This is a genomic window from Pseudoxanthomonas sp. J35, assembly GCF_000513995.1.
In the GTDB taxonomy this organism is placed as follows: Bacteria; Pseudomonadota; Gammaproteobacteria; order Xanthomonadales; family Xanthomonadaceae; genus Pseudoxanthomonas.
Map to the genome: position 1 here is coordinate 29,381 of NZ_KI911337.1, position 23,847 is coordinate 53,227.

Sequence of the window (23,847 nt, forward strand, 5' to 3'; positions counted from 1 at the left end):
CCCACCCGAAGGAGCGTCAAATGACGGTTGCCCGCAGGCCACGTACGGCCGCCCTCGTCCTGGCCATCACCGCGTCGCTTGGCGTCGCGGCGCTCGCGCCCTCGCCGCTGCTGGCGAAGCAGGCCGCGCCGGCCAGCCAGGCGCTGGTGCCGTACGAGGAGTTCACCCTGCCCAACGGCCTGCGCGTGGTCGTGCACACCGACCGCAAGGCGCCGGTGGTGGCGGTGAACATCTGGTACCACGTCGGCAGCAAGGACGAGCCGGCCGGCCGCAGCGGCTTCGCCCACCTGTTCGAGCACCTGATGTTCAACGGTTCGGAGAACCACCGCGGCGAATACTTCGAACCGTTCGAGCTGGTCGGCGCCACCGACATGAACGGCACCACCTGGCTGGACCGCACCAACTACTTCCAGAACGTGCCCACCACCGCGCTGGACCTGGCGCTGTGGATGGAGTCCGACCGCATGGGCCACCTGCTCGGCGCGATCGACCAGAAGGTGCTGGACGAGCAGCGCGGCGTGGTCCAGAACGAGAAGCGCCAGGGCGAGAACCAGCCCTATGGCCAGGCCGACGACCTGATCTACCGCGCGCTGTACCCGAAGGACCACCCGTACCACCACAGCACGATCGGCTCGATGAACGACCTCAACGCGGCCTCGCTGGAGGACGTGAAGCAGTGGTTCCGCGCCTGGTACGGCCCCAACAACGCGGTGCTGGTGCTGGTCGGCGACATCGACGTGGCCACCGCGAAGGAGAAGGTCACCCGCTACTTCGGCGACATCCCCGCCGGCCCGAGCCTGGACCGGATCAAGGCCGGCCCGGTGAAGGACCGCAAGACCTCGCGCGCGACGATGACCGACAAGGTCCCGCAGGCGCGCATCTACCGCGCCTGGAGCGTGGCCGGCTACGCCGACGCCGACGTCGAGCGCCTGCAGCTGCTGTCGCAGGTGCTGGGGGGCAGCAAGAGCTCGCGCCTGGACCGGCGCCTGGTTCACGAGGACAAGCTGGCCGACCGCGTCAGCACCTACGTGCTGCCCTTCGAGCTGGCCTCGACCTTCTACATCACCGCCGACGTCAAGCAGGGCGTGGACCCGGAGCAGGTGGAGAAGATCATCGACGAGGAGCTGGCCAGGCTGCTGGCCGAAGGCCCGACCGCGCAGGAACTGGAGCAGGCGCAGGCGGTGATCCGCGCCGGCTTCGTGCGCGGCGTCGAGCGCATCGGCGGCTTCGGCGGCAAGGCCGACGCGCTGGCCGAATGCACGGTGTACACCGGCGACCCGGGCTGCTTCCGCCGCCAGCTGGACAACATCGCCTCGGCCACCGCCGCCGACGTCAAGGCCACCGGCCAGCGCTGGCTGGGCGAAGGCTCGCACACCCTGGTGGTGCTGCCGGGCGACCGCACCCCCATCGCCGAAGAGCCGTCGCCGACGCCGGAACCGTTCGTGCTCCCCAAGCCGGACGCGAAGTACAAGACGACCAGGACCTCGGTCGACCGCAGCAAGGGCGTGCCGATGCCCGACAGCTTCCCGGACCTGAAATTCCCGGCGCTGGAGCGGGCCACGCTCAGCAACGGCACCAGGGTGATCCTCGCCCGCCGCGACGCGGTGCCGGTGGTGCAGTTCAGCTACGAGTTCAAGGGCGGCTTCGCCGCCGACCACGGCCGCAAGCTGGGCACCTCCAGCTTCACCATGGGCATGCTCGACGAAGGCGCCGGGGAACTCGACGCGCTGGGCTTCGCCAACCGCGCCGAGGCGCTGGGCGCCTCGCTGAGCGCCGGCGCCTCGCTGGACGGCGGCAACGCCTACCTGTCGGCGCTGAAGGAGAACCTGGACGAATCGCTGGCGCTGTACGCGGACATGCTGCGCCGCCCGCGCTTCGACCAGAAGGAAATCGACCGCGTCCGCGCGACCTGGATCGCCGGCATCGCCCAGGAGAAGGCGCGCCCGAACGGCGCCGCGCTGCGCGTGCTGCCGCCGCTGCTGTACGGCGCCGGCCATCCGTACGCGATCCCGTTCAGCGGCAGCGGCACCGAGCAGTCGATCGCCTCGCTGACCCGCGACGACCTGGTCGCCTTCCACCGCCAGTGGGTGCGTCCGGAGAACGCCACGCTGATCGTGGTCGGCGACACCACCCTCGACGAGGTCGTGCCGCTGCTGGAGAAGCACTTCGGCGACTGGAAGGGCGAAGGCCCGGCCCCGGCCCCGGCCGCCACCGCCATGCCGGCCGACGTTCCGCGTCCGGCCAGGTCGACCGTGTACCTGATCGACCAGCCCGGCGCGGTGCAGGCCACGATCCTGGCCGGCCAGGTGGTACCCTCGACCAAGGACCCGGGCGCGATCAGGTTCGACTTCGCCAACTCGGTGCTGGGCGGCGAGTTCTCCTCGCGCCTGAACATGAACCTGCGCGAGGACAAGCACTGGGCCTACGGCGCCTACAGCTTCAGCTCGGCCGCGCTCGGCCAGCGCCCGTGGATCGCCTTCGCCCCGGTGCAGATCGACAAGACCGCCGAGTCGCTGCAGGAGCTGGACCGCGAGATCCGCGAGTACACCTCCGGCAAGAACCCGCCGACGGAGAAGGAGGTCGCCAAGATCCAGGCCACCGAGATCCGCAGCCTGCCGGGCGCCTACGAGACCGGCCGTTCGGTGCTGGGCACGATCGGCGGCATCGTCCGCTACGACCGCCCGGACGACTACGTGTTCAAGCGCAAGGCGGAGATCGAGGCGCTGACCGTGGACCAGGTGAAGGAAGCCGCTTCGACCATCGACCCCGACAGGCTGGTGTGGGTGGTGGTGGGCGACGTGTCCAAGGTCGAGGCGCCGGTGCGCGCCCTCGAGCTGGGCGAAGTCCACATCGTCGACGCCGACGGCAAGCCGGTCGCGAAGAAGTAAGGTCCCCTGGTCCCCGCCCCGGCGGCGGGGACCGCACCAGCGTCGGGCGGGCCCGCTCGCCCGGCGTTCATGCCACCGCCGGCACGCTGGAAGCGCCGGCCCCACAGGAATACACGCCCCATGATCCGTCCCCTGTCCCTGCTGCTCCTGGTCCTGCCCCTGGCCGCCTGCACCTGGGTGCCGCTGCAGCCGGAGGCGAAGCAGGTCCGGGTGGTCCCGGCCGGGGCCGCGCCGGCCGGCTGCACCCGCCAGGGCGAGATCGAGGTGTCGGTGAAGCACGCCGTGGGCTTCTACGAGCGCAACCAGGTGAAGGTCCGCGACGAGCTGGAAACCCTGGCCCGCAACGAAGCCCCGGGGATCCCGGCCGACACGATCCAGCCGCTGGGCGAGCCCTCCGGGGGCAGCCAGCGTTTCGCGGCCTGGCGTTGCCGCTCCTGAATGGCGCGGGCACGCCTCCATCCGTAAAGGTGCGGTGAAGGCGTCCAGCCGGTAGAATGAGGTCCTTTCGCCCGACCGGCGCGTACAGCCATGCTTTTCAAGAACGTCTCCATCGCGGGACTGGCGCATGTCGATGCGCCGCACACCCTGACCTCGCAGGAAATCAACGAACGGCTCAAGCCCACGCTTGACCGCCTCGGTATCCGCGTGGACGTGCTCGGCGACATCGCCGGGATCCATGCGCGGCGCCTGTGGGACGAGGGCATGCAGGCTTCGGACGTGGCCACCCTGGCCGCGCGCAAGGCCCTGGCCGACGCCGGCATCGGCGTGGAGAAGATCGGCCTGCTGGTCAACACCTCGGTCAGCCGCGACTACCTGGAGCCGTCCACGGCCTCGATCGTGTCCGGCAACCTGGGCGTGTCCGACGAGTGCATGACCTTCGACGTCGCCAACGCCTGCCTGGCCTTCATCAACGGCATGGACATCGCCGCCCGCATGCTCGAGCGCGGCGAGATCGACTACGCCCTGGTGGTGGACGGCGAGACCGCGAACCTGGTCTACGAGAAGACCCTGGAGCGCATGAGCGCCCCGGACGTGACCGAGCAGGAGTTCCGCGACGAGATGGCGGCCCTGACCCTGGGCTGCGGCGCCGCGGCCATGGTCCTGGCGCGCCGCGAGCTGGTCCCGGACGCGCCGCGCTACAAGGGCGGCGTGACCCGTTCGGCGACCGAGTTCAACCAGCTGTGCCGGGGCAACCTGGACCGCATGGTCACCGACACCCGCCTGCTGCTGATCGAAGGCATCAAGCTGGCGACCAAGACCTTCGCCGCCGCCAAGCAGGCGCTGGGCTGGGCGGTGGACGAGCTGGACCAGTTCGTGATCCACCAGGTCAGCCGTCCGCACACCAAGGCCTTCATCAAGTCGCTGGGCGTGGACCCGAAGAAGGTCATGACCATCTTCGGCGAGCACGGCAACATCGGCCCGGCCTCGGTGCCGATCGTGCTGAGCAAGCTCAAGGAGCTGGGCCGCCTGAAGAAGGGCGACCGGATCGCCCTGCTGGGCATCGGCTCGGGCCTGAACTGCTCGATGGCCGAGGTGGAGTGGTAAGCCACTCCGTCGCAGCTTGAGGAAAGGGCCGGCTTGTCCGGCCCTTTTTGTCATGTGGCCCGGTGGCCGCATATGTTCAAAAAGTTGGCCGAATTGAACATGTCGGCTTTCTCATGTATAAAAAATCAAGTTTTCTATGCATGATGGTGCCGCGTGTCCTTGTCTCCGCTGCACTCACTGGTCCCGGAGAGGTTCGAGACGGTCGGCATTCTCAAGCGGCTGGCCAAGGCCAGCCGCGCCTTGGCGGAGCTCAAGGGCCTGGCGGCGAGCATTCCGAACCAGAACATCCTCATCAACACCCTCACCCTCCAGGAGGCGCGCGACAGCTCGGCCATCGAGAACATCGTCACCACCCAGGACGATCTCTATCGTGAAGAGGACTCGGCCAGCGCCGTCGGCACGGCGACCAAGGAGGTTCTGCGTTACCGCCAAGCCTTGACGGCCGGCTACGATCAGGTCCGCACTACCGGCCTTCTGACCCTCAACACCATCGTCCAGATCCAGGAGCAACTCGAATGCAACCGCGCAGGGCTGCGTCGGTTGCCGGGGACGGCACTAAGGGACGGCGATGGGAGGATGGTCTACGAGCCACCGCAAGACGCCAACGAAGTACGCCGACTGATGGGCGAGCTCGAACGCTTCATCCACGACGAGCCGCCATTCGCGGCCGATCCGTTGGTGAAGATGGCGCTCATCCATCACCAGTTCGAGAGCATCCATCCGTTCTACGACGGCAACGGACGCACCGGGCGGATCCTCAACGTGCTCTACCTGGTGAAGGAGGGCTTGCTCGATATTCCCGTGCTCTACCTGAGCAGGCATATCGTGCGCACGAAGTCCGACTACTACCGCCTGATGCAGGCCGTTCGGGACGATGATGCATGGGAAGACTGGGTGGCCTACATGCTGGATGCGGTCGCCGCCACGGCTGCCGAAACCGTCTCGACGGTGCAGGCGATAAAGGAGCTGCTACAGGAGACCAAGCAGCGCATCCGCGACGGCTACAAGTTCTATAGCCAGGACCTGATCAACAACCTGTTCAACCATCCGTATACGCGGGTCGAGTTCGTGCAGCGCGAGCTGGGAGTGACGCGCGTCACTGCCACCCGCTACCTCGACGCCTTGGCGGGCGATGGCGTGCTCCAGAAGATCCGTGTGGGTCGCAACAACTACTACGTGAATCTACCGCTGTTCGATCTGCTACGCCGCGGCGACCCCGTGGGCACGTGACCCCACCCCGGTCGCCTCGCCGGAATTCCCAGGATCGCGACCGCCGCGCCAGGTCGGTTCCAGTGGCGCGCTCAGCCGGCCCCGCAGCACTTCTTGTACTTCTTCCCGCTGCCACAGGGGCAGGGCTCGTTGCGGCCGGGGCCGTCCTCGCGGCGGATCGGCGTGCGCGGGGTCAGTTCCTCGAAGTGGTGGTGGTTGAGGTCGGCCAGCATCGCCGGCAGGTCCATCACGATGTCCAGGCGCTCGCGGTAGGGCAACGGCGTAGGCGCCCTGTCGGGGTTTTCCGGGTCGACGATCTCGCCGGTGGCCAGGCGCTCGAGCAGGTCGAAGATGTCGGCGATCCAGTCGTGCTCTTCCAGCCACCGGTCCCAGCCGTCCTCGCGCAGGGCCACGCCCTCGAAGAAGCCCAGCGCCCACTCGCGGCCGACGTCCAGTTCGTCCTCGGGCAGCGCTTCCTCGCCTTCCTCCGGGTCTTCCGGCAGCCACATCAGCGGCATCAGGTGGTCGGGCAGGCCGTCCTCGCCGGCGCGCGCGCGGGCCGCGCACATGTTCCAGTGGCCCTGCAGCAGCGCCTGGACCTCTTCCGCCTCTTCCGGGCTGTTCCACTTGGGCGCCTTGCCGCCCCAGACCAGCAGCTGCCATTCCTCCGGCGGCACCGGCGAGGGCGCCACCACCAACGCCGAGAGGAAGCCGTCCAGCGCCTCCAGGTTGAAGCCGCGGAAGGGCACGGCGCGCTGCTCGAGGAGGCTGGAGAGCCGTTCGATCTGCGCGTCGTCGAGGTAGGGCGGGGGCGTGGCCATGGTCGTGCGGGGATCAGATGGGGTGTGCATGGTAGTCCCTGGCGGCGGCGAAGGCGCGCCTGCTGGCTCCGCGCGCCGGCCGACGGCGGGCCGCACTGGCCTACAATGCGCGGTTTCCGCGCCAACCCGCCGCCCGTGTCCCAGTTCCCCGGCTACCCCGAGCATCCCCGCCGCTTCGAAGTCCGTCCCGGCATCCACATGTCCTACCTGGACGAGGGCCCGCGCGACGGCGAGGTGGTGGTGATGCTGCACGGCAACCCGTCGTGGAGCTACTACTGGCGCACCCTCGTGGCCGGGCTCTCCGACCCCGCTTCCGGCAAGCAGTACCGCTGCATCGTGCCGGACCACGTCGGCATGGGCCTGTCGGACAAGCCGGACGACTACCTGGCCTCCAAGCCGCGCTACGACTACACCCTGCAGTCGCGCGTGGACGACCTGGAGGCGCTGCTGCGCCATGCCGGCGTCGACGATGCCACCCCGGTGACCCTGGCGGTGCACGACTGGGGCGGGATGATCGGCTTCGGCTGGGCGCTGAAGCACGCCGCGCAGGTCAAGCGTCTGGTGATCCTCAACACCGCCGCGTTCCCGATGCCGGCGGCGAAGAAGATGCCCTGGCAGATCGCGCTGGGCCGCGACTACTTCATCGGCGAGGTGGTGATCCGCGCGTTCAATGCGTTCTCGGCCGGCGCCTCCTACTTCGGCGTGGAGCGCAGGATGCCCGCCGACGTGCGCCGCGCCTACGTGGCGCCGTACGACTCGTGGAAGAACCGCATCTCCACGATCCGCTTCATGCAGGACATCCCGCTGTCTCCGAAGGACCGGGCGTGGCCGCTGCTGGAAGCGGCGGGCAGGGCGCTGCCGTCCTTCGCCGACCGCCCGGCCTTCATCGGCTGGGGCCTGAAGGACTTCGTGTTCGACCACCACTTCCTCGAGCGCTTCCGCGCCGACCTGCCGCGCGCGCAGGTGCATGCCTTCGAGGACGCCGGCCACTACGTGCTGGAGGACAGGCACGAGGTGCTGGTGCCGGCGATCCGCGTCTTCCTCGACGCCAACCCCCTGTGACCCCGTAGAGTCGGGCTTGCCCGACTCCCACGCCTGGTGGCCCGGCCGGCGCGAAAAGCAGCGGGGCAAGCCCCGCTCTACAGGGCGGCGCCCTCATCCGCCGCAGTGAAGCCACGCCTGCCCCGTAGAGTCGGGCTTGCCCGACTCCCGCGCGTGCGAGTCGATGTCGTGCAAAAGCAGCGGGGCGAGCCCCGCTCTACACGGCGGCACCCACGTCCCTGGTTTCTACGCCGCGATCGGCGTGACCGGCGGCGATGGGCTGTTGCCGCTGTCGTCCGGATGGTCGTCGTCGTTGTCCGCTTCGCGCCAGCGCCAGTCGGCGGCGGTCAGCGGCGGCAGGCCGTGGGCGATGCGGGCGCGGTCGCATTGCGAGCTGGCCACGCCGAATTCCCAGGACGCATCCACCTCGCGGCACACCGACGGCCGGTTCGGATGGATGCTGCAGCGCGAGTACACCCCGATCTCCGCGTCCAGGGCCACGCAGCGGATCGGCGGCGCGTAGGTGCCCTGCATGCACAGGCGGTGCGCATCCACGCGTTCGGTCAGATGCGCCGGGACCCCGCCCTGGGTGAACTCGTCCGATTCCATCCAGTGGAAGGCGACGCGGTACTGGGTGCAGCAGGCGCCACAGGTGAGGCAGGGATGCATGGGGGGCCGGGCCTTGCGCGGCGGCGGAGCGGGGATGAGTGGCGATTCTGCCGCATCTGCCGTACGCGTTGTAGACGTGCAGGACCGTTCCCCGCGCGCGCTCCCGACGTTTCCGCCGGGCGGTCCCATGTAGCCCGGACAAGGCCGCAGGCCGCATCCGGGGAACGTCGTCGGGCGACGCCTCCGCAGCGCCTGGGCGATGCGGCATGGCTCGCCAGCGCCCTGGCGCTGCAGCGGCGCGGTGCGCTTCTCTCACCCGGGCTGCGGCATCCGTACGCGGCGCGGGACCGGCCACCCGCTCCCATCGGCGATAATCCCCGCATGCCTTCCACTCCCTGCAACATCGCCGCCGCGTTGCCGCGGCTGGCTGCCGAACGCCCGGACCAGCCCGCGATCCGCTGCCCCGGCCGGCGCAGCGCCGGCAACGGTCCGGCCGCCTACGACGTGGTCCTGGACTACCGCGCCCTGGATGCGCGCAGCGACGCCATCGCCGCCGGCCTGGCCAGGCGCGGCATCGGCCGCGGCATGCGCACCGTGGTGATGGTGCGGCCGTCGCCGGAGTTCTTCCTGCTGATGTTCGCCCTGTTCAAGGCTGGCGCCGTCCCGGTGCTGGTCGATCCGGGCATCGACAGGCGCGCGCTGAAGCAGTGCCTGGACGAGGCGCAGGCCGAGGCCTTCATCGGCATCCCGCTGGCGCACCTGGCGCGGCGCCTGCTGGGCTGGGCGAAGTCGGCGGACCGGCTGGTCACCGTCGGTCGGCGCTGGGGCTGGGGTGGGACCACGCTGGCCAAGGTCGAGCGCGAAGGCGCCGGCGCCGGGCCGCAGCTGGCCGACACCGCGCCGGACGACGTGGCCGCGATCCTGTTCACCAGCGGCTCGACCGGCGTGCCCAAGGGCGTGGTCTACCGCCACCGCCATTTCGTCGCGCAGATCGCGATGATGCGCGAGGCCTTCGGCATCGAACCGGGCGGCGTCGACCTGCCGACCTTCCCGCCGTTCGCGCTGTTCGACCCGGCGCTGGGCCTGACCTCGGTGATCCCGGACATGGATCCCACGCGCCCGGCGCAGGCCGATCCGGTGCGCCTGCACGATGCCATCCGCCGCTTCGGCGTGAGCCAGCTGTTCGGCTCGCCGGCGCTGATCCGGGTCCTGGCCGAATACGGGGAGCCGCTGCCGACGCTGCGTCGCGTCACCTCGGCCGGCGCGCCAGTGCCGCCGGAGGTGGTCGGCAGGATCCGCGCGCTGCTGCCGGAACAGGCGCAGTTCTGGACGCCGTACGGCGCCACCGAATGCCTGCCGGTCGCGGTGATCGAAGGCCGCGAGCTGCAGCAGACGCGTGCGGCCACCGAGGCCGGCGCCGGCACCTGCGTCGGCCGCCCGGTGCCGCCGAACGAGGTGCGCATCATCGCCATCGACGATGCACCGATCGACGACTGGAGCGGCGTGCGCGAGCTGCCCCCCGGACAGGTCGGCGAGATCACGGTCGCCGGTCCCACCGCCACCGACAGCTACTTCAACCGCGAAGCGGCCACGCGCGCGGCCAAGATCCGCGAGATCCTGGCCGACGGCGGCGAGCGCATCGTCCATCGCATGGGCGACGTCGGCTACTTCGACGGCGAAGGCCGGCTGTGGTTCTGCGGACGCAAGACCCAGCGCGTGGAAGCGGTCGACGGCCCGCTCTACACCGAGCAGGTCGAGCCGGTGTTCAACGTGCATCCGCAGGTGCGCCGCACCGCGCTGGTCGGCGTCGGCGAAGCCGGGCGGCAGCTGCCGGTGCTATGCGTGGAGCTGGCCGACGGCGTGCCGGCAGGCGAGTTCGCGCGCATCGAGCGCGAACTGCGCGCGCTGGCCAAGCCGCACGCCGCCGCCGCACGCATCGACCGTTTCCTGCGCCATCCGGCCTTCCCGGTCGACATCCGCCACAACGCCAAGATCGGTCGCGAGAAGCTGGCCGCCTGGGCCGCCACCCAGCCTGGAGGCAACGCATGAGGATCCTGGTCACCGGCGGCGGCGGTTTCCTCGGCCAGGCGCTGTGCCGCGGCCTGCGCGAACGCGGCCACGAGGTGGTGAGTTTCCAGCGCCGGCATTCGCCGGAACTGGCGGCCATGGGTGTGGGCCAGGTGCGCGGCGACCTCGCCGACGCGCACGCGGTGATGCATGCCGCCGCCGGCATGGACGCGGTGTTCCACAACGCCGCCAAGGCCGGCGCCTGGGGCAGCTACGACAGCTACTTCCAGGCCAACATCGCCGGCACGCGCAACGTGCTGGCCGCCTGCCGCGAACACGGCATCGGCCGCCTGGTCTATACCTCCACGCCCAGCGTTACCCATCGCGCCACCCATCCGGTCGAAGGGCTGGGCGCGGACGAAGTGCCCTACGGCGAGGATTTCCAGGCGCCGTACGCGGCGACCAAGGCCATCGCCGAACAGGAAGTGCTGGCCGCCAACGACGCCCGCCTGGCGGTGGTCGCGCTGCGCCCGCGCCTGATCTGGGGCCCCGGCGACCAGCAGATCCTGCCGCGCCTGGTCGAGCGTTCGCACGCCGGCCGCCTGCGCATCGTCGGCAGCGGCGACAACCTGGTCGACACCACCTACATCGACAACGCCGCGCAGGCGCACTTCGACGCGTTCGAGCATCTCGCACCGGGCGCCGCCTGCGCCGGGCGCGCCTACTTCATCTCCAACGGCGAGCCCAGGCCGATCCGCGAGGTGCTCAACCTGCTGCTGGCCGCGGCCGGTGCGCCGCCGGTGGAGAGGCATCTTTCGTTCAAGGCCGCGTACCGGATCGGCGCGGTGTGCGAGAAGCTGTGGCCGCTGCTGCGCCTGCGCGGCGAACCGCCGATGACGCGCTTCCTCGCCGAGCAGCTGAGCACCACGCACTGGTACAGCATGGAGCCGGCGCGGCGCGATTTCGGCTACGTGCCCAAGGTGTCCTTTGACGAGGGACTCACGAGGCTGAAGGCTGCATGGCGCGAGCGCGCCGCCGTCACCTGATCACGACCAGGCAGCACGCAACATCCTCGGCACCCGCCCCGCAGAGGCGTTCACCGAGGGATGCCCCCATGCTGCATTACGCCGTCGTTTTCTTCGTCATCGCCGTCATCGCCGCGCTGCTGGGCTTCAGCGGCATCGCCGGCGCGGCGACCAACATCGCCTGGATCCTGTTCGTCGTCTTCCTGGTCCTGGGCGCCATCTCGCTGCTGCGCGGCCGCAAGGTCTAGCCGCCGACCGTCCTGGAGCTGTAGCCCCCGCAACCGGGACGCCCGCGGGCGGCAGGAAAGGAAGCCATCGAAGCGGGCGGGAAGGAGTTCCCGCCCGCTTCCCTTTGCGCTGATGGCCGGGCGCCGGCACCGTCCAGGCCGGTAGAATGCGCGCATGCCCACGCCCCTCGATGCCCTCAAGCCGCTGGCCGGACGCGCCCTGGAAGCGGCGCTGAACCGCGCGCTCGCACTGGACCCGGACACCTGCGATGCCCTGTCGCGGCTGGACGGCCGGCGCGTGTCACTGGCCCTGGAGTCGCCACCGCTGGCCCTGGACATCGCCGTGCACGGCGGCTACCTGCAGGTCGGCCCGCCGCTGCGCGAAGTCGACCTGGCGGTGCGCGGCACGATCGGCGGGCTGCTGGCGCAGCTGCCGTTCTTCGCCAATGCGCGGTCGCGGCCGAAGGGGCGCCTGCACGTGGCCGGCGACGCCGAACTGGCGCGGGGGCTGCAGCAGCTGGCCGCGCGTTTCCAGCCCGACTGGCAGCAGCCGTTCGTCGCCGCCTTCGGCGAGGTGCTCGGGGTGCAGGTCGCCAACGCCGTGGGCGCCGCACTGCGAGGCGCGCGCGATACCGCCGCCGGCGTGGCCCGTTCCAGCGCCGAATACCTCACCGAGGAATCGCGCGACCTGGTCGCGCGCGACGAGGTGGCCGCGTTCAACGACGAGGTCGATGCGCTGCGCGACGACGTCGAACGCCTGGCCGCGCGGATCGCGCGGCTGCCGCGCGTGGAGCCGGCACCATGAGGGCCGCGCTGCGCGCCTGGCGCATCGGCCGGGTGGTCCTGCGTTACCGCCTGGACGAACTCCTCGACGACACCCCCGCCGGCCCCTGGCTGCGCCTGGGCAAGCCGTTCGTGCCGCGCGCCTCGGCCAGCGTGGCCGCGTTGCCGCGCGGCGCGCGCCTGCGCCTGGCGCTGCAGGAGCTGGGCCCGATCTTCGTCAAGTTCGGGCAGATCCTCTCCACCCGCCGCGACCTGGTGCCGGCCGACATCGCCGTCGAGCTGGCGCTGCTGCAGGACCAGGTCGCGCCGTTCGACGGCGAGGCCGCGCGCGGCATCGTCGAGCGCGCGCTTGGCCAGCCGGTGGAGGCCGCCTTCGCCCGCTTCGACACCGTGCCGCTGGCCTCCGCCTCCATCGCCCAGGTCCACGCCGCGCGCCTGCGCGACGGCCGCGAGGTGGTGGTCAAGGTGCTGCGTCCGGGCATCGAGAAGCAGATCGCCGCCGACATCGCCCTGCTGCGCTCGCTGGCGTCGCTGGTCGATCGCGCCCATCCCAACGCCGACAAGATCCGCCCGCAGCTGGTGGTGGACGAGATCGAGGCCACGCTCGCCGCCGAACTGGACCTGCAGCGCGAGGGCGCCAACGCCTCCGTGATGCGCCGGCTTTGGAAGGACTCGCCGGACCTGTACGTGCCGGAGGTGATCTGGTCGCACAGCGCCGAGCGCGTGCTGACCATGGAACGGGTCAGCGGCATCCCCTCCGACGACATCGTCGCGCTGGACGCGGCCGGGATCGACCGCAAGGTGCTCGCGGCCAAGGGCGTGCGGGTGTTCTACACCCAGGTGTTCCGCGACAACTTCTTCCACGCCGACGCGCACGCCGGCAACATCTGGGTCGACGACGACCCTGCGCGCCGTACCGATCCACGCTTCGTGGTGCTGGACTTCGGCATCGTCGGCCAGCTCTCGCCGCAGGACCAGTACTACCTGGCCGAGAACTTCATGGCCATCTTCCGCAAGGACTACCGGCGCATCGCCGAGCTGCACGTGGAAGCGGGCTGGATGCCGTCCACGGTGCGCATCGACGAGCTGGAGGCGGCGGCGCGCGCGGTGTGCGAACCGTACTTCACCCGGCCGCTGAGCGAGGTGCCGCTGGGCGAGGTGCTGGCCAAGCTGTTCCGCACCGCGCAGCGCTACGAGCTGACCCTGCAACCGCAGCTGATCCTGCTGCAGAAGACCCTGCTTAACATCGAGGGCGTCGGCCGCCTGCTCGACCCGCGCCTGGACATCTGGGCGGTGGCGCAGCCGGTGCTGGAGCGCATCCTGCGCGAGCGCTACAGCCCGCGCCGGCTGCTGCGCGAGTTCGGCAAACGCGCGCCGGAACTGATCACCCGCGCCCCGGACATGCCGCGCCTGGTGCACGCCTGGCTGGAGCAGCAGGTCGAAGGGAACCACCGCACCGACATCCATTCGCGCGAGCTGGCGGAGATGGCGCGCACGCTGAAGACGATGCAGCGGCGCTCGGTCGCCGCGATCCTCGGCAGCGGCCTGCTGCTGGTGGCCGCGGTGCTGTACGCGCTGGAAGCCGGCGGGCCGCGCCTGCTGGGCGTGCCGCTGTCGGCGTGGATCGCCGGCGCCGGCGGCCTCTGGGCGATCCTGGCCGCGCTGCCGCGGCGCTGAGAGACCCGGGCGGGGATGCAGGAAGGCCGCCGCGGCATTGCCACGGCGGCCTTTGCGTTACTGGCTCTGGCCCGCTCCATCGCATTGGCGATGGAGCGGGCGGTTGCCGCACGACTCAGCCCTGCGGTGTGGCGGCCGGTTCGGCGGTCCTTTCAGCGGCCGAAGCCTTCGCCGCCGCATCGAAGTCGCCGGCCACGAACACGCTCAGCCTGGCCGGATCCAGGTGGCGGCGGATCGCCGCGTTGACCTGCTCGACCGTCAGCGCCCGGTACTTGGCGTCCATGTCGGCGGTGAACTGCATGGTGCGGCCGAAGTACAGTTGGTCCTGCAGCATGCTGGCGATGCGGCCGTCGCTGGCGCGGGCCTGCTCGCGTTCGGTCAGCAGGCCGGACACCGCGTCGCGCAGCTCCTCGGCGGTGATGCCTTCGGCGACCAGCCGCGCCAGTTCTTCGCGCACCGCCTTGTGCACCCTGTCCACGTTCTGCGGCGCGGCGATGGCCTGGATGATGAAGCTGCCGGCGTCGTCCTGGCCGTCCAGGCTGTCGTCGGCGTTGACCGAGCTGCCCACGCCGTAGCTGAGCCCTTCCTTCTGGCGGATGCGCTCGCCCAGGCGCGAGGCCATCGCGCTGCCGCCGAAGATGCGGTTGGCCACGAACAGCGCCGGGTAGTCCTCGTCGGTCACGCGCAGGGCGATGTTGTGGCGGGCCAGGAACACCGCGTTGGGCTTGTCCGGCGCCGGCAGCTTCGACTCCACCGGGGCCACCGCGTGGTAGCGGGTCGGGATCGGCGCGTACGGCCTGGGGCTGGCCCAGCCGGCGAACAGCTCGCGCAGCCGCGCTTCGATCACCTCGGCGTCGAAGTCGCCGACGATGGCGATCTCGCCTTGGGTGGTGCCGTAGAAGTCGCGGTGGACGGCGACCAGGTCCTCGCGCCTGAGCGCCTTCAGCTCGGCCAGCGACTCGTCCAGGCTGCGCGCGCGCAGCGGATGCCCGGCCGGCCACGGGTCGAAGTGCAGCGCCATCGCCTGGGAGACGATGCTGCCGGGTTCCTTGCGTGCGGCTTCCAGGCCGGTGATCGCCTGCAGCTTCAGCTGCTCGAACTCGTCCTCCGGGAAGGCCGGTTCGCGCAGCAGCCTGGCCATCAGCGCCAGCGCCTCGGGCAGCTGCTCGCGCCGGCTCAGCAGCGACATGCCGGCGCCCTGCAGGCTGCCGCTGACGCCGCCCTTGGTCTGCAGCGCTTCCAGCTGCCGGTCGATCTGCACGCGGTCCAGGCCGCGCGCGCCGCGCATCAGCATCGAGCCGGCCAGGCTCGCGGCCGCGTCGCGGCCGGTCAGGCTGTCGACGTCGCCGAAGCGGAAGCTTGCGTCCACCACCACCGTGCCACCGCGGGTGCGCTTGGGCAGCAGCGCCACCTTCAGGCCGTCGCCGATGGTGAAGCGGCGGGTGCGCGCCTCGATGTTCGCCGGTGTCGGCTCGAAATGCTCGCCGGCGTCGACCGCGGCGCGGCCGGTGTAGCCGGCGACCACGCTGGCCGCCGGCGGCGCAACCGGCACCTCGACGCGGTCCGGTGCGTCGGTGGGGATGAAGCGGCCGAGGGTGCGGTTGCTCGCGCGCAGGTACTGCGCCGCCACGCGGTTGACATCCTCGGCGGTGACCCTGGCGATCGCGTCGCGGCTGGTGAACAGCAGGCGCCAGTCGCCGGCGGCGACGTACTCGGACAGGCCGACGCCTACCGCGTTGACGTTGGTGAAGTACAGGTCGAAGCCGTTGGCGAGGCGCTGCTGCGCCTGCGCGACCTCTTCGGCGGTGACCGGCTCGCTGGCCAGCCGTTCCAGCTGGCCCAGCAGCACCTCCTCCATCTTCGCCGCGTCGCCGCTGCGCGGCTGCAGCGCCACCGCGCTGAACAGGCCCGGCTGGGCGCCGGCGCTGGCGCTGGCGCCCGCGGCCGCGGCGATGCGCGGGTCCACCAGGGCGCGGTGCAGCCGCCCGCCCGGGCTGTGGCCGAGCACGTTGCCCAGCACCTGCAGCGGGGCGCTGTCGGCATGGGTGAGCGCCGGGATGTGGTAGGCGGTGGCCACCAGGTTCATGTCGCCCACGCGGCGCACCAGCACCGTGCGTTCGCCGTCCTGTGCCGGCTCGACGGTCGGGAAGCGCGGCAGCGGCGCGTCCGGCTTGCGCACCTTGCCGAACGCGGCCTGCACCCTGGCCAGGGTCGCGGCCGGATCGATGCGCCCGGCGATGATCAGGGTGGCGTTGTCCGGCCGGTACCAGGTCCGGTAGAACGCCTGCAGTTCCTCGATGCGCAGGCCTTCGACGTCCGAGCGCGCGCCGATGGGCATGTTGCCGTAGTTGTGCCAGAGGTAGGCGGTCGAGCGCACGCGCGTCATCAGCACGTTGGCCGGGTTGTTCTCGCCGGACTCCAGTTCGTTGCGGACGACGGTCATCTCGCTGTCCAGGTCGGAGCGGGCCACGCGCGAATTGACCATGCGGTCCGCTTCCATGCCCAGCACCCAGGCCAGGGTGTCGTCGTTGGCCGGGAATGAGGCGAAATAGTTGGTGCGGTCGAACGAGGTGGTGCCGTTGAAGGTGATGCCGCGGCGCTTCATCTCGCCGCTGATGTCGGCGTGGGTGGGCGTGCCCTTGAACAGCAGGTGCTCGAGCAGGTGGGCCATGCCGGCCTGGCCGTAGCCTTCGTGCGCCGAGCCGACGCCGTAGGTGAGGTTGACGGTCACCGTCGGCTTGGTCGGGTCGGGGAACAGCAGCACGCGCAGGCCGTTGGCCAGGGTGTACTCGCTGATGCCTTCGATGCTGGGGCCTGCGACCACGCCCTTGGGCAGGGCGGGAATACTGGTGCTGGCGCATGCCTGCGTGCCGGGCAGGGCCAGTGCCAGTGCCAGGGCCAGCGTGAATGCGAGAATCGGCTTGCTGGGGATCATCCGTGGTCTCCAATGGGCTGCCGGCGATGCTGCCGGCCGCCGGAGTGTCGCAGAAGCGATGGAACGATGCAGGAGTCAGGACGGATGCAGTTGCCGGTGCTGTACGAGGACGCGTGGCTGGCGGTGGTCGACAAGCCCGCCGGGTTGATGGTGCACGGCAGCGTGCTGGCGGCCGACGAGACCGACTTCGCCGCCGACCGCCTGCGCGCGCAGTTCGGCCGCCCGATCTTCCTGGTCCACCGCCTGGACCGCGCCACCAGCGGCTGCCTGCTGCTGGCCTTCGACCGCGACAGCGCCTCGGCGCTGGGCAAGGCGGTGATGGCCCAGCAGCTGGACAAGCGCTACCTGGCGGTGTGCCGCGGCTGGCCGGAGGCGGCGTTCACCATCGACCGCCCGCTCGATGGCGGCCCGGGCAAGCCGCAGAAGAAGCCGGCGGTCACCCGCTTCCGCCGCCTGGCCACCGGCGAACTGCCGGTGCCCTCGGCCGGCTTCCCGACCTCGCGCTACGCCTTGCTGGAATGCGAGCCGGTGACCGGCCGCTTCCGCCAGATCCGCCGCCACCTCAAGCACGCCTCGCACCACCTGGTCGGCGATACCAGCCACGGCGACGGCCGCCACAACCGCCAGTTCCGCATGCGCGGCGTGCACCGCATGCTGCTGCACGCCTGGCGGCTGGGCCTCCCGCATCCGCACACCGGCGCGCGGATGGAGGTGGAGGCACCGGTGTCCGGCGAGTTCGCCCGGGCGATGGAGCTGTTCGGCTGGAACCTGCCGGTGGCAGGCTCCAGCGCTGGGGGCTAGGGCCTGCGCCACTGCGCGGACATCCTGGCCATTTCCTCGCGGAAGCGGGCCAGCTCCGGTTCGGCGGCCTTCATGCTGGCCTGCATCAGGGTCTGCACCAGCGGCGGCTGCCGCTCCAGCAGGCGCTGCCCGGCCGGGTTCGCAGAAGGCGATGATGGCCTCCACGTCCTCGGCCTCGTAGGTTTCCTGGTAGATCTCCACCTGCAGCGGGCGCATCACCTCCCAGGTGAGCAGCCGCCGCATCGGCCCGAGCGTGGTCTCCAGGGCGCACCCGGTGGCCATGGTCCGGGCACGGCGGGACGCCTCCCGGCTCCCGTACAATCCTGCCATGCCCGCGGACGCCATCCAGGTCACCCCTACGCTGGCGATCCCGGAAACGGAGATCGTCGAGCGTTTCGTGCGCGCCAGCGGCGCCGGCGGGCAGAACGTCAACAAGGTCTCCAGCGCGGTCGAGCTGCGCTTCGACGTCGCCGGCTCGCCCTCGCTGCCCGAACCGCTGCGCGCGCGCCTGCTCGCCCGCCGCGACCGCCGGCTCACCGACGACGGCGTGCTGGTGATCGACGCGCAGCGCTACCGTACCCAGGAGCGCAACCGCCAGGACGCGCGCGAGCGGCTGGCCGCGTTCGTCGCCGCCGGGCTGGCCGTGCCCAAGCGGCGCATCGAGACCAAACCGACCCGCGCGTCCAGGCAGCGGCGACTGCAGGGCAAGCGCGAACGCGCCGAGATCAAGCGCGGGCGCGGCACGCGCAACTGGGACTGACATGAGCGAAGACGTTTCCCTGCTGCCGGAAATCCCGGCGGAAATGCCGCAGCTGCCGGCGCGCAACCGCTTCAGCCGCTGGCTGGGCCGCAGCGTGCTGCGCCTGGGCGGCTGGCGCGTGGTCGGCACCATCCCGCCGGTGTCACGGCTGGTGGTGATCGCCGCGCCGCACTCGTCCAACTGGGACGGGATCTGGGGCATGGCCGCGAAGATGGCCCTCGGCGTGGACATCCGCGTGCTCGGCAAGGCGCAGCTGTTCTGGTGGCCGCTGTCGATCGTGCTGCGCCGGCTGGGGGTGATCCCGGTGGACCGCAGCCGCCCGCAGGGCGTGGTCGAGCAGGCCATCGAGCTGGTCCGCAACAGCGAGCGGATGTGGTTCGTGGTCGCGCCGGAAGGCACGCGCAAGGCGGTCAACGAATGGAAGCGCGGCTTCTGGAAGATCGCCGATGGCGCGCAGGTGCCGGTGCTGATGACCTACTTCCACTACCCGGAGAAGATCATCGGCTTCGGCCCGCTGTTCCACACCACCGGCGACATGGAGGCCGACATGGCCGCGGTGCGCGAGTGGTACCGGCCCTGGCAGGGCAAGAACCGCGGGACGGTCTAGCGGAGACCGCGCATGGCCGCCGCCCTGGTCTGGTTCCGCGACGACCTGCGCCTGGACGACCAGCCGGCCCTGCGTGCCGCGCTCGACCGCGGCTGGCTGCCGATCCCCGTCTACATCCACGCGCCGTCGGAGGAAGGCGAATGGGCGCCGGGCGCCGCGTCCGATGCGTGGCGGCGGCGTTCGCTGGCCGCGCTGGCGGTGGAACTCGAGCGTCGCGGCTCGCGGCTGGTCCTGCTGCACGGCCCGACCCTGGGCACGCTGCAGGCGCTGGCCGCGCTCACCGGCGCCGAGGCGGTGCTGTGGACGCGCCGCTACGAGCCGGCGGCCGAGCAACGCGATGCGCGGATCAAGCGCGCGCTGCGCGAAGCCGGCCTGCATGCGGAGAGCTTCAACGGCGCGCTGCTGTTCGAGCCCTGGGACGTGGCGACGAAGCAGGGCGATCCGTACCGTGTGTACACGCCGTTCTGGAAGGCCGCGCGCGCGGCCTGGCGTACGCCGCGGCTCTGGGATGCACCGGCAAGGTTGCCGTCGCCGGACGAGGCCGGCGCGCCGCACGGCGTCGAGCTCGACGGCGTGATCGCGGCACCACGGCCGGCGTGGGACGCGGGCTTCTGGCAGCGCTTCACCCCGGGCGAGGCCGGCGCGCGGCAGGCGCTGGCGAAGTTCGTCGGGCAGGTGCTGGACGGCTACGCCGATGCGCGCGACCGCGCCGACCTGGAAGGCACCTCGCGGCTGTCGCCACACCTGCACTTCGGCGAGGTCTCGGTGGCGCGCGTGGCTGCCGGGGTGCTCGCCGCCACCGGCGACGACCCGGCCGGCCGTGAGCGTTTCCTCGCCGAACTGGGCTGGCGCGAGTTCGCCCACCACGTGCTGCACCACCATCCGCACGCGGTCGACCAGGACCTGGATCCGCGCTTCGCGGGCTTCGAGTGGTCGCCGCCATCGCCGGCGCGGCTGGAGGCGTGGCGCCGCGGCCGCACCGGCGTACCCATCGTCGACGCCGGCATGCGCGAACTGTGGCACACCGGCTGGATGCACAACCGCGTGCGCATGATCGTCGCCAGCTGGCTGACCAAGCACCTGCGCGTGCACTGGCGGCACGGCGCGCGCTGGTTCTGGGACACGCTGGTCGACGCCGACCTGGCCAACAACACCCAGGGCTGGCAATGGACCGCCGGCACCGGCGTGGACGCGGCGCCGTACTTCCGCGTGTTCAACCCGGTGCTGCAGGCGCGCCGGTTCGATCCGGACGGTGCCTACATCGCGCGCTGGGTGCCGGAACTGGCGGCGCTGCCGGCCGCGGCGCGCTTCGCGCCGTGGGAGCATCCGCAGCTGCTGCGCCGCTTCGCCCCGGATTACCCGTCGCGGCCGCAGGTGGACCTGGCGGCCGGCCGGCAGGCCGCGCTGGATGCCTTCGCCCGGCTGCGCGAAGGCCGCTGAGCGCGTCGCGCTCACGACGCGCTTACCCGCAGCCGGTAGCATCCGGGCGTCTTCGACTTCCGGGATGCCCGCCATGCGCACCTCCGCCCTGACCGCTTCCGTTTCCGCCCTGCTGCTCGGCATCGCCGCCGCCGTGCAGGCGCAGCCGGCGCCGGCCGCCAAGCCCTTCGTCGAACGGGAAGTCGCACGCTTCGAGGAACCGTGGGCGATGACCTTCCTGCCCGACGGCCGCCTGCTGGTCAGCGAGAAGGCCGGGCGCCTGCTGGTGGTGGACACGAAGACCGGCGGGCGCACGGAGATCGCCGGCGTGCCCAAGGTGGCCTATGGCGGGCAGGGCGGCTTCAGCGACGTCGTGCTGCATCCGCGCTTCGCGGAGAACGGCTGGGTCTACCTGAGCTTCGCCGAGCCGGGCGAGGGCGACACCGCCGGCGCCGCGGTCGCACGTGCGCGCCTGGACCTCGACGGCAACGCGCTGGAGGACCTGCAGGTGATCTGGCGCCAGTTCCCCAAGGTCGCCGGCCAGGGCCACTACGGCCACCGCATCGCCTTCGACCGCGACGGCATGCTGTGGATCACCTCCAGCGAACGGCAGAAGTTCGATCCGGCACAGGACATGGGGTCGAACCTGGGCAAGATCGTGCGCCTGCGCGACGACGGCAGCGTGCCGCCGGACAACCCCTTCGCCGGGCAGGGCGATATCGCCGCGCAGGTGTGGTCGCTGGGCCACCGCAACATGCTCGGCATCGCCTTCGATGGCGACGGCCGGCTGTGGGTGCACGAGATGGGCCCGAAGGGGGGCGACGAGCTCAACCTGATCGAAAAGGGCGCCAACTACGGCTATCCGATCGTCTCCGAGGGCGACCACTACGACGGCAGGCCGATCCCGGACCATTCCACCCGGCCGCAGTACCGCGCGCCGGTGGTGAGCTGGACGCCGGTGATCTCGCCGGCCGGCTTCGTCATCTACAGCGGCGACCGCTATCCGGGCTGGACCGGCAGCGGCCTGATCGGCGGCCTGTCCTCGCAGAGCCTGGTGCGGGTGGCCTTCGACGGCGACCGCGCGCGCGAGGCCGAACGCTACGACATGGGCACGCGCATCCGCGAGGTGGAGCAGGGCCCGGACGGCACGATCTGGCTGCTGGAGGACGGCACCCGCGGCGCGCAGGGCCGGCTGTTCCGGCTCGAACCGCGCCCCTGAGGCGCACGCGGGAGGCGGGCATGGACACCGGCAACGTGGTGCAGGGCATGCGCCAGGTCGCGGTGACCGTGGCGGACGTCGACCTCGCACTGGGCTTCTACCGCGACGTGCTCGGCCTTCCGTTCCCGTTCCGCGCCGGGCCCGGGCTGGCCTTCCTCGATGCGGACGGGGCGCGGATCATGCTGACCACCCGGCAGGGCGCCGGCGCCGCCGGCGCCAACTCGATCCTGTACTTCCGCGTCCGCGACATCGCCGCCACCCACGCGGCGATGCTGGCGCGCGGGGCGACCGGCGAGCGCGGGCCGCAGCTGGCCGCGCGCATGCCCGACCACGCGCTGTGGACCGCCTTCCTGCGCGATCCCGACGGCAACCTGGTCGGCCTCATGGAGGAGGTGCGCTAGGCCGGACTGCCCCGGGGTGGGCCTGCGGGCCCTGCCATCGGTCATATGGATCGGCGGCCGGGGCGGCGCTAGCGTAGGCCCTGGATCCCCGGAGGCCGGCGATGGAAGCAACGCAGACGAAGGAGGGCGGAACCCGCGCGTTCCGCGTGCGCTCGTGGCTGCGCCGCGAGGCGCTGCCGATCGTGGCGATGCTGCTCCTGCTGGGCACCGCGCGCGCGTCCTTCGCCAACCACTATTACGTGCCCAGCGGCTCGATGCAGCCGACCCTGGCGCCAGGCGACCGGGTGGTGGTCGACATGAGCGCCTACGGCCTGCGGGTGCCGTTCACCCGCCTGGTGCTGCTGGAGCGCGACGTGCCGCAGCGCGGCGACGTGGCCGTGTTCGACTCGCCGCGCGACGGCGCGCGCCTGATCAAGCGCGTGGTCGCCGTGGCCGGTGACCGCGTGGTGCTGCGCAACGGCCGCCTGACGATCAATGGCCGGCCGCTGGCGGCCGACGCCGGACGCGGCGAGGGCCCGGAAGTGTTCGGCGGGCGCACCGCCTGGCTCGACCTGGCCGACGGCGGCGGCCCGGACATCCCCGGCGTGGTCGTGCCCGAAGGCAAGGTGCTGGTGCTGGGCGACCATCGCGGCGACAGCCTCGACGGCCGCTACTTCGGCTTCGTCGACGCCGACGCGATCTACGGCCGCGCGGTGGCGGTCTACTGGCGCCGCGGCGAGGGCCTGGGCTGGCAGCGGCTCTGACGCCGGTTCCCGCGCCGAAGAAGATACCCTGGCCAGGAACCTCCGGACGGCGGCGCGAGGTGGCCGCAGGCGGGGACTAGCGCTCCGAATGCCCCGCCTGGTCGTACTCGCGCGGAGCCAGCAGGTCGGGCTTGATCAGGGCGATGAAGGCCCGCGCCTGCGGCGACAGCACGCGGCCCTTGCGCACCACCACGCCGTAGCTGCGCGAGGGGAAGAACGCCGACAGCGAGCGCGAGGCCAGGCGGTCGCGGTCGCCCTCGCCCAGGCAGATCGACGGCACGATCGAGACGCCCATGCCCATCGCCACGTACTGCTTGATCACGTCCCAGCCGCTGACCTCCAGCGCCACCGTGTACGGCACCCGGTTCTGCTGCAGCACCAGGTCGACCAGGCGCCAGGTGATCTGCCGTTTCGGCGGCAGGATCAGCGGGTATTCGGCGAGGTCGGCCAGCTCCAGCCGCGGCTTGCGCAGCAGCGGATGGCCGGGCGGGGCGACCAGCAGCTGCTCGAAGCGGTAGGCGGCCTCGTAGCTGAGGTCGGCCGGCACGTCGAGCAGGGTGCCGACCACCAGGTCCACCGCGTCCTCGCGCAGCAGCTCGGTGCCTTCGCTGGTAACCACGTTGTGCAGGGCCAGGCGCACCTCGGGATGGCGGGCGCGGAAGGCCTCCACGATCTTCGGCAGCAGGTAGAGGATGGTCGAGCTGTTGGCGGCGATCTTCAGCTCGCCGGCCTCCAGCCCGCGCACCCGCTCCTGGAAGTCCGCCTCCAGCCCGTCGAGCTGCTCGACCAGGGGCAGGGCCATCTCGTACAGCACCTCGCCCTCACGGGTGGGGGTCAGGCGCCGGCCGTTGCGCTCCAGCAGGCGCACGCCCAGGTCCCGTTCCAGCGCCTGCAGCTGCAGGGTGATGGCGGGCTGGCTGACGAAAAGCGCGTCCGCGGCCCGTGAGACCGACCCCAGCCGGACCGTCTGGCAGAACGCGCGCAGCGGCTTGAGCTTGTCGGATTTGTAAGGAAATCGCGGACTTGCGGACGGCGCCATGGGATGGTTGTGCAAGCCTATTAGCTGATCTTATGAATTACATTGCAATATCTTAGTTGTCAAATAATTTGACGCAGCGCAGCGTGGGCAT

At 71.2% G+C, this 23,847-nt stretch carries 21 protein-coding genes; 17 read left to right on the forward strand and 4 right to left on the reverse strand.

Going from position 1 to position 23,847, the window contains the following annotated elements; all coding sequences use genetic code 11:
* The first annotated feature begins 20 nt into the window (after positions 1 to 20).
* The 4 genes from PSEJ35_RS0114390 (at position 21) to PSEJ35_RS0114405 (ending at position 5,663) form a co-directional block, all read left to right on the forward strand.
* The gene (locus tag PSEJ35_RS0114390; protein ID WP_028918388.1) at positions 21 to 2,888 is read left to right on the forward strand and encodes a pitrilysin family protein; all 2,868 of its coding nucleotides are present in this window, start codon (positions 21 to 23) and stop codon (positions 2,886 to 2,888) included.
* Positions 2,889 to 3,011: 123 nt separating this feature from the next.
* A complete protein-coding gene (locus PSEJ35_RS0114395; protein ID WP_028918389.1) occupies positions 3,012 to 3,326 on the forward strand; it encodes a DUF4156 domain-containing protein in 315 nt (104 codons plus the stop codon).
* A 90-nt stretch (positions 3,327 to 3,416) separates the two neighbouring features.
* Positions 3,417 to 4,433: a 3-oxoacyl-ACP synthase III gene (locus PSEJ35_RS0114400; protein ID WP_028918390.1), complete on the forward strand. Its 1,017-nt coding sequence runs from the start codon at positions 3,417 to 3,419 to the stop codon at positions 4,431 to 4,433.
* A 153-nt stretch (positions 4,434 to 4,586) separates the two neighbouring features.
* Positions 4,587 to 5,663 (forward strand): Fic family protein, encoded by a 1,077-nt coding sequence (locus tag PSEJ35_RS0114405; protein WP_028918391.1) that lies wholly within the window; start codon positions 4,587 to 4,589, stop codon positions 5,661 to 5,663.
* Between the two features lie 71 nt (positions 5,664 to 5,734).
* Here PSEJ35_RS0114405 and PSEJ35_RS0114410 read toward each other — a convergent pair whose 3' ends face one another.
* Positions 5,735 to 6,463 carry a UPF0149 family protein gene (locus PSEJ35_RS0114410; RefSeq protein WP_028918392.1) on the reverse strand — a complete coding sequence of 243 codons (729 nt, stop codon included), beginning with the start codon at positions 6,461 to 6,463 and terminating at the stop codon, positions 5,735 to 5,737.
* Between the two features lie 135 nt (positions 6,464 to 6,598).
* Here PSEJ35_RS0114410 and PSEJ35_RS0114415 point away from each other — a divergent pair, with 135 nt between their 5' ends.
* Positions 6,599 to 7,525 (forward strand): alpha/beta fold hydrolase, encoded by a 927-nt coding sequence (locus PSEJ35_RS0114415; protein WP_028918393.1) that lies wholly within the window; start codon positions 6,599 to 6,601, stop codon positions 7,523 to 7,525.
* 225 nt (positions 7,526 to 7,750) lie between these two features.
* On the opposite strand, the gene PSEJ35_RS0114420 is transcribed toward PSEJ35_RS0114415, so the two are convergent.
* Entirely contained in the window at positions 7,751 to 8,173 is a 423-nt protein-coding gene (locus PSEJ35_RS0114420; protein ID WP_028918394.1) for a YkgJ family cysteine cluster protein, read from the reverse strand.
* Between the two features lie 321 nt (positions 8,174 to 8,494).
* Between PSEJ35_RS0114420 and oleC the strand changes: the two genes are divergently transcribed.
* From oleC to ubiB, 5 genes are all read left to right on the forward strand, one after another.
* Positions 8,495 to 10,162, forward strand: coding sequence for an olefin beta-lactone synthetase (gene oleC, locus PSEJ35_RS0114425; RefSeq protein ID WP_037083481.1), 1,668 nt, complete (start codon positions 8,495 to 8,497; stop codon positions 10,160 to 10,162).
* Positions 10,159 to 11,166: a 2-alkyl-3-oxoalkanoate reductase gene (gene oleD, locus PSEJ35_RS0114430; protein WP_028918396.1), complete on the forward strand. Its 1,008-nt coding sequence runs from the start codon at positions 10,159 to 10,161 to the stop codon at positions 11,164 to 11,166. Before oleC ends, oleD begins: the two co-directional genes overlap by 4 nt.
* A gap of 68 nt (positions 11,167 to 11,234) precedes the next feature.
* Positions 11,235 to 11,393, forward strand: a complete 159-nt coding sequence (locus tag PSEJ35_RS17075; RefSeq protein WP_024868921.1) for a DUF1328 domain-containing protein — start codon at positions 11,235 to 11,237, stop codon at positions 11,391 to 11,393.
* 154 nt (positions 11,394 to 11,547) lie between these two features.
* On the forward strand, positions 11,548 to 12,177 hold the full coding sequence (locus PSEJ35_RS0114440; protein ID WP_028918397.1) for an SCP2 sterol-binding domain-containing protein: 630 nt from the start codon (positions 11,548 to 11,550) through the stop codon (positions 12,175 to 12,177).
* Positions 12,174 to 13,832, forward strand: a complete 1,659-nt coding sequence (gene ubiB / locus PSEJ35_RS0114445; protein WP_028918398.1) for a ubiquinone biosynthesis regulatory protein kinase UbiB — start codon at positions 12,174 to 12,176, stop codon at positions 13,830 to 13,832. The genes PSEJ35_RS0114440 and ubiB overlap by 4 nt, the downstream gene beginning before the upstream one ends.
* A 115-nt stretch (positions 13,833 to 13,947) precedes the next feature.
* Here the strand turns inward: ubiB and PSEJ35_RS0114450 are convergent, their stop codons facing one another.
* The gene (locus PSEJ35_RS0114450; protein WP_028918399.1) at positions 13,948 to 16,767 is read right to left on the reverse strand and encodes a pitrilysin family protein; all 2,820 of its coding nucleotides are present in this window, start codon (positions 16,765 to 16,767) and stop codon (positions 13,948 to 13,950) included.
* Positions 16,768 to 16,851: 84 nt separating this feature from the next.
* On the opposite strand from PSEJ35_RS0114450, the gene PSEJ35_RS0114455 reads away from it, so the two are divergent.
* The 7 genes from PSEJ35_RS0114455 (at position 16,852) to lepB (ending at position 22,717) form a co-directional block, all read left to right on the forward strand.
* Positions 16,852 to 17,568: a pseudouridine synthase gene (locus tag PSEJ35_RS0114455; protein WP_232207683.1), complete on the forward strand. Its 717-nt coding sequence runs from the start codon at positions 16,852 to 16,854 to the stop codon at positions 17,566 to 17,568.
* Positions 17,569 to 17,896: 328 nt separating this feature from the next.
* Positions 17,897 to 18,328: an alternative ribosome rescue aminoacyl-tRNA hydrolase ArfB gene (arfB, locus tag PSEJ35_RS0114465; RefSeq protein WP_028918401.1), complete on the forward strand. Its 432-nt coding sequence runs from the start codon at positions 17,897 to 17,899 to the stop codon at positions 18,326 to 18,328.
* A 1-nt stretch (position 18,329) separates the two neighbouring features.
* Positions 18,330 to 18,935 (forward strand): lysophospholipid acyltransferase family protein, encoded by a 606-nt coding sequence (locus tag PSEJ35_RS0114470; protein WP_028918402.1) that lies wholly within the window; start codon positions 18,330 to 18,332, stop codon positions 18,933 to 18,935.
* Positions 18,936 to 18,947: 12 nt separating this feature from the next.
* Positions 18,948 to 20,375, forward strand: coding sequence for a deoxyribodipyrimidine photo-lyase (locus tag PSEJ35_RS0114475; protein ID WP_028918403.1), 1,428 nt, complete (start codon positions 18,948 to 18,950; stop codon positions 20,373 to 20,375).
* A gap of 73 nt (positions 20,376 to 20,448) precedes the next feature.
* Positions 20,449 to 21,573 (forward strand): PQQ-dependent sugar dehydrogenase, encoded by a 1,125-nt coding sequence (locus tag PSEJ35_RS0114480; protein WP_037083484.1) that lies wholly within the window; start codon positions 20,449 to 20,451, stop codon positions 21,571 to 21,573.
* Between the two features lie 20 nt (positions 21,574 to 21,593).
* Positions 21,594 to 21,974: a VOC family protein gene (locus tag PSEJ35_RS0114485; protein WP_028918405.1), complete on the forward strand. Its 381-nt coding sequence runs from the start codon at positions 21,594 to 21,596 to the stop codon at positions 21,972 to 21,974.
* 101 nt (positions 21,975 to 22,075) lie between these two features.
* A complete protein-coding gene (gene lepB, locus PSEJ35_RS16415; protein ID WP_051412711.1) occupies positions 22,076 to 22,717 on the forward strand; it encodes a signal peptidase I in 642 nt (213 codons plus the stop codon).
* Positions 22,718 to 22,793: 76 nt separating this feature from the next.
* Here lepB and PSEJ35_RS0114495 read toward each other — a convergent pair whose 3' ends face one another.
* A complete protein-coding gene (locus tag PSEJ35_RS0114495) occupies positions 22,794 to 23,756 on the reverse strand; it encodes a LysR family transcriptional regulator (RefSeq protein ID WP_028918406.1) in 963 nt (320 codons plus the stop codon).
* Positions 23,757 to 23,847 lie beyond the last annotated feature (91 nt).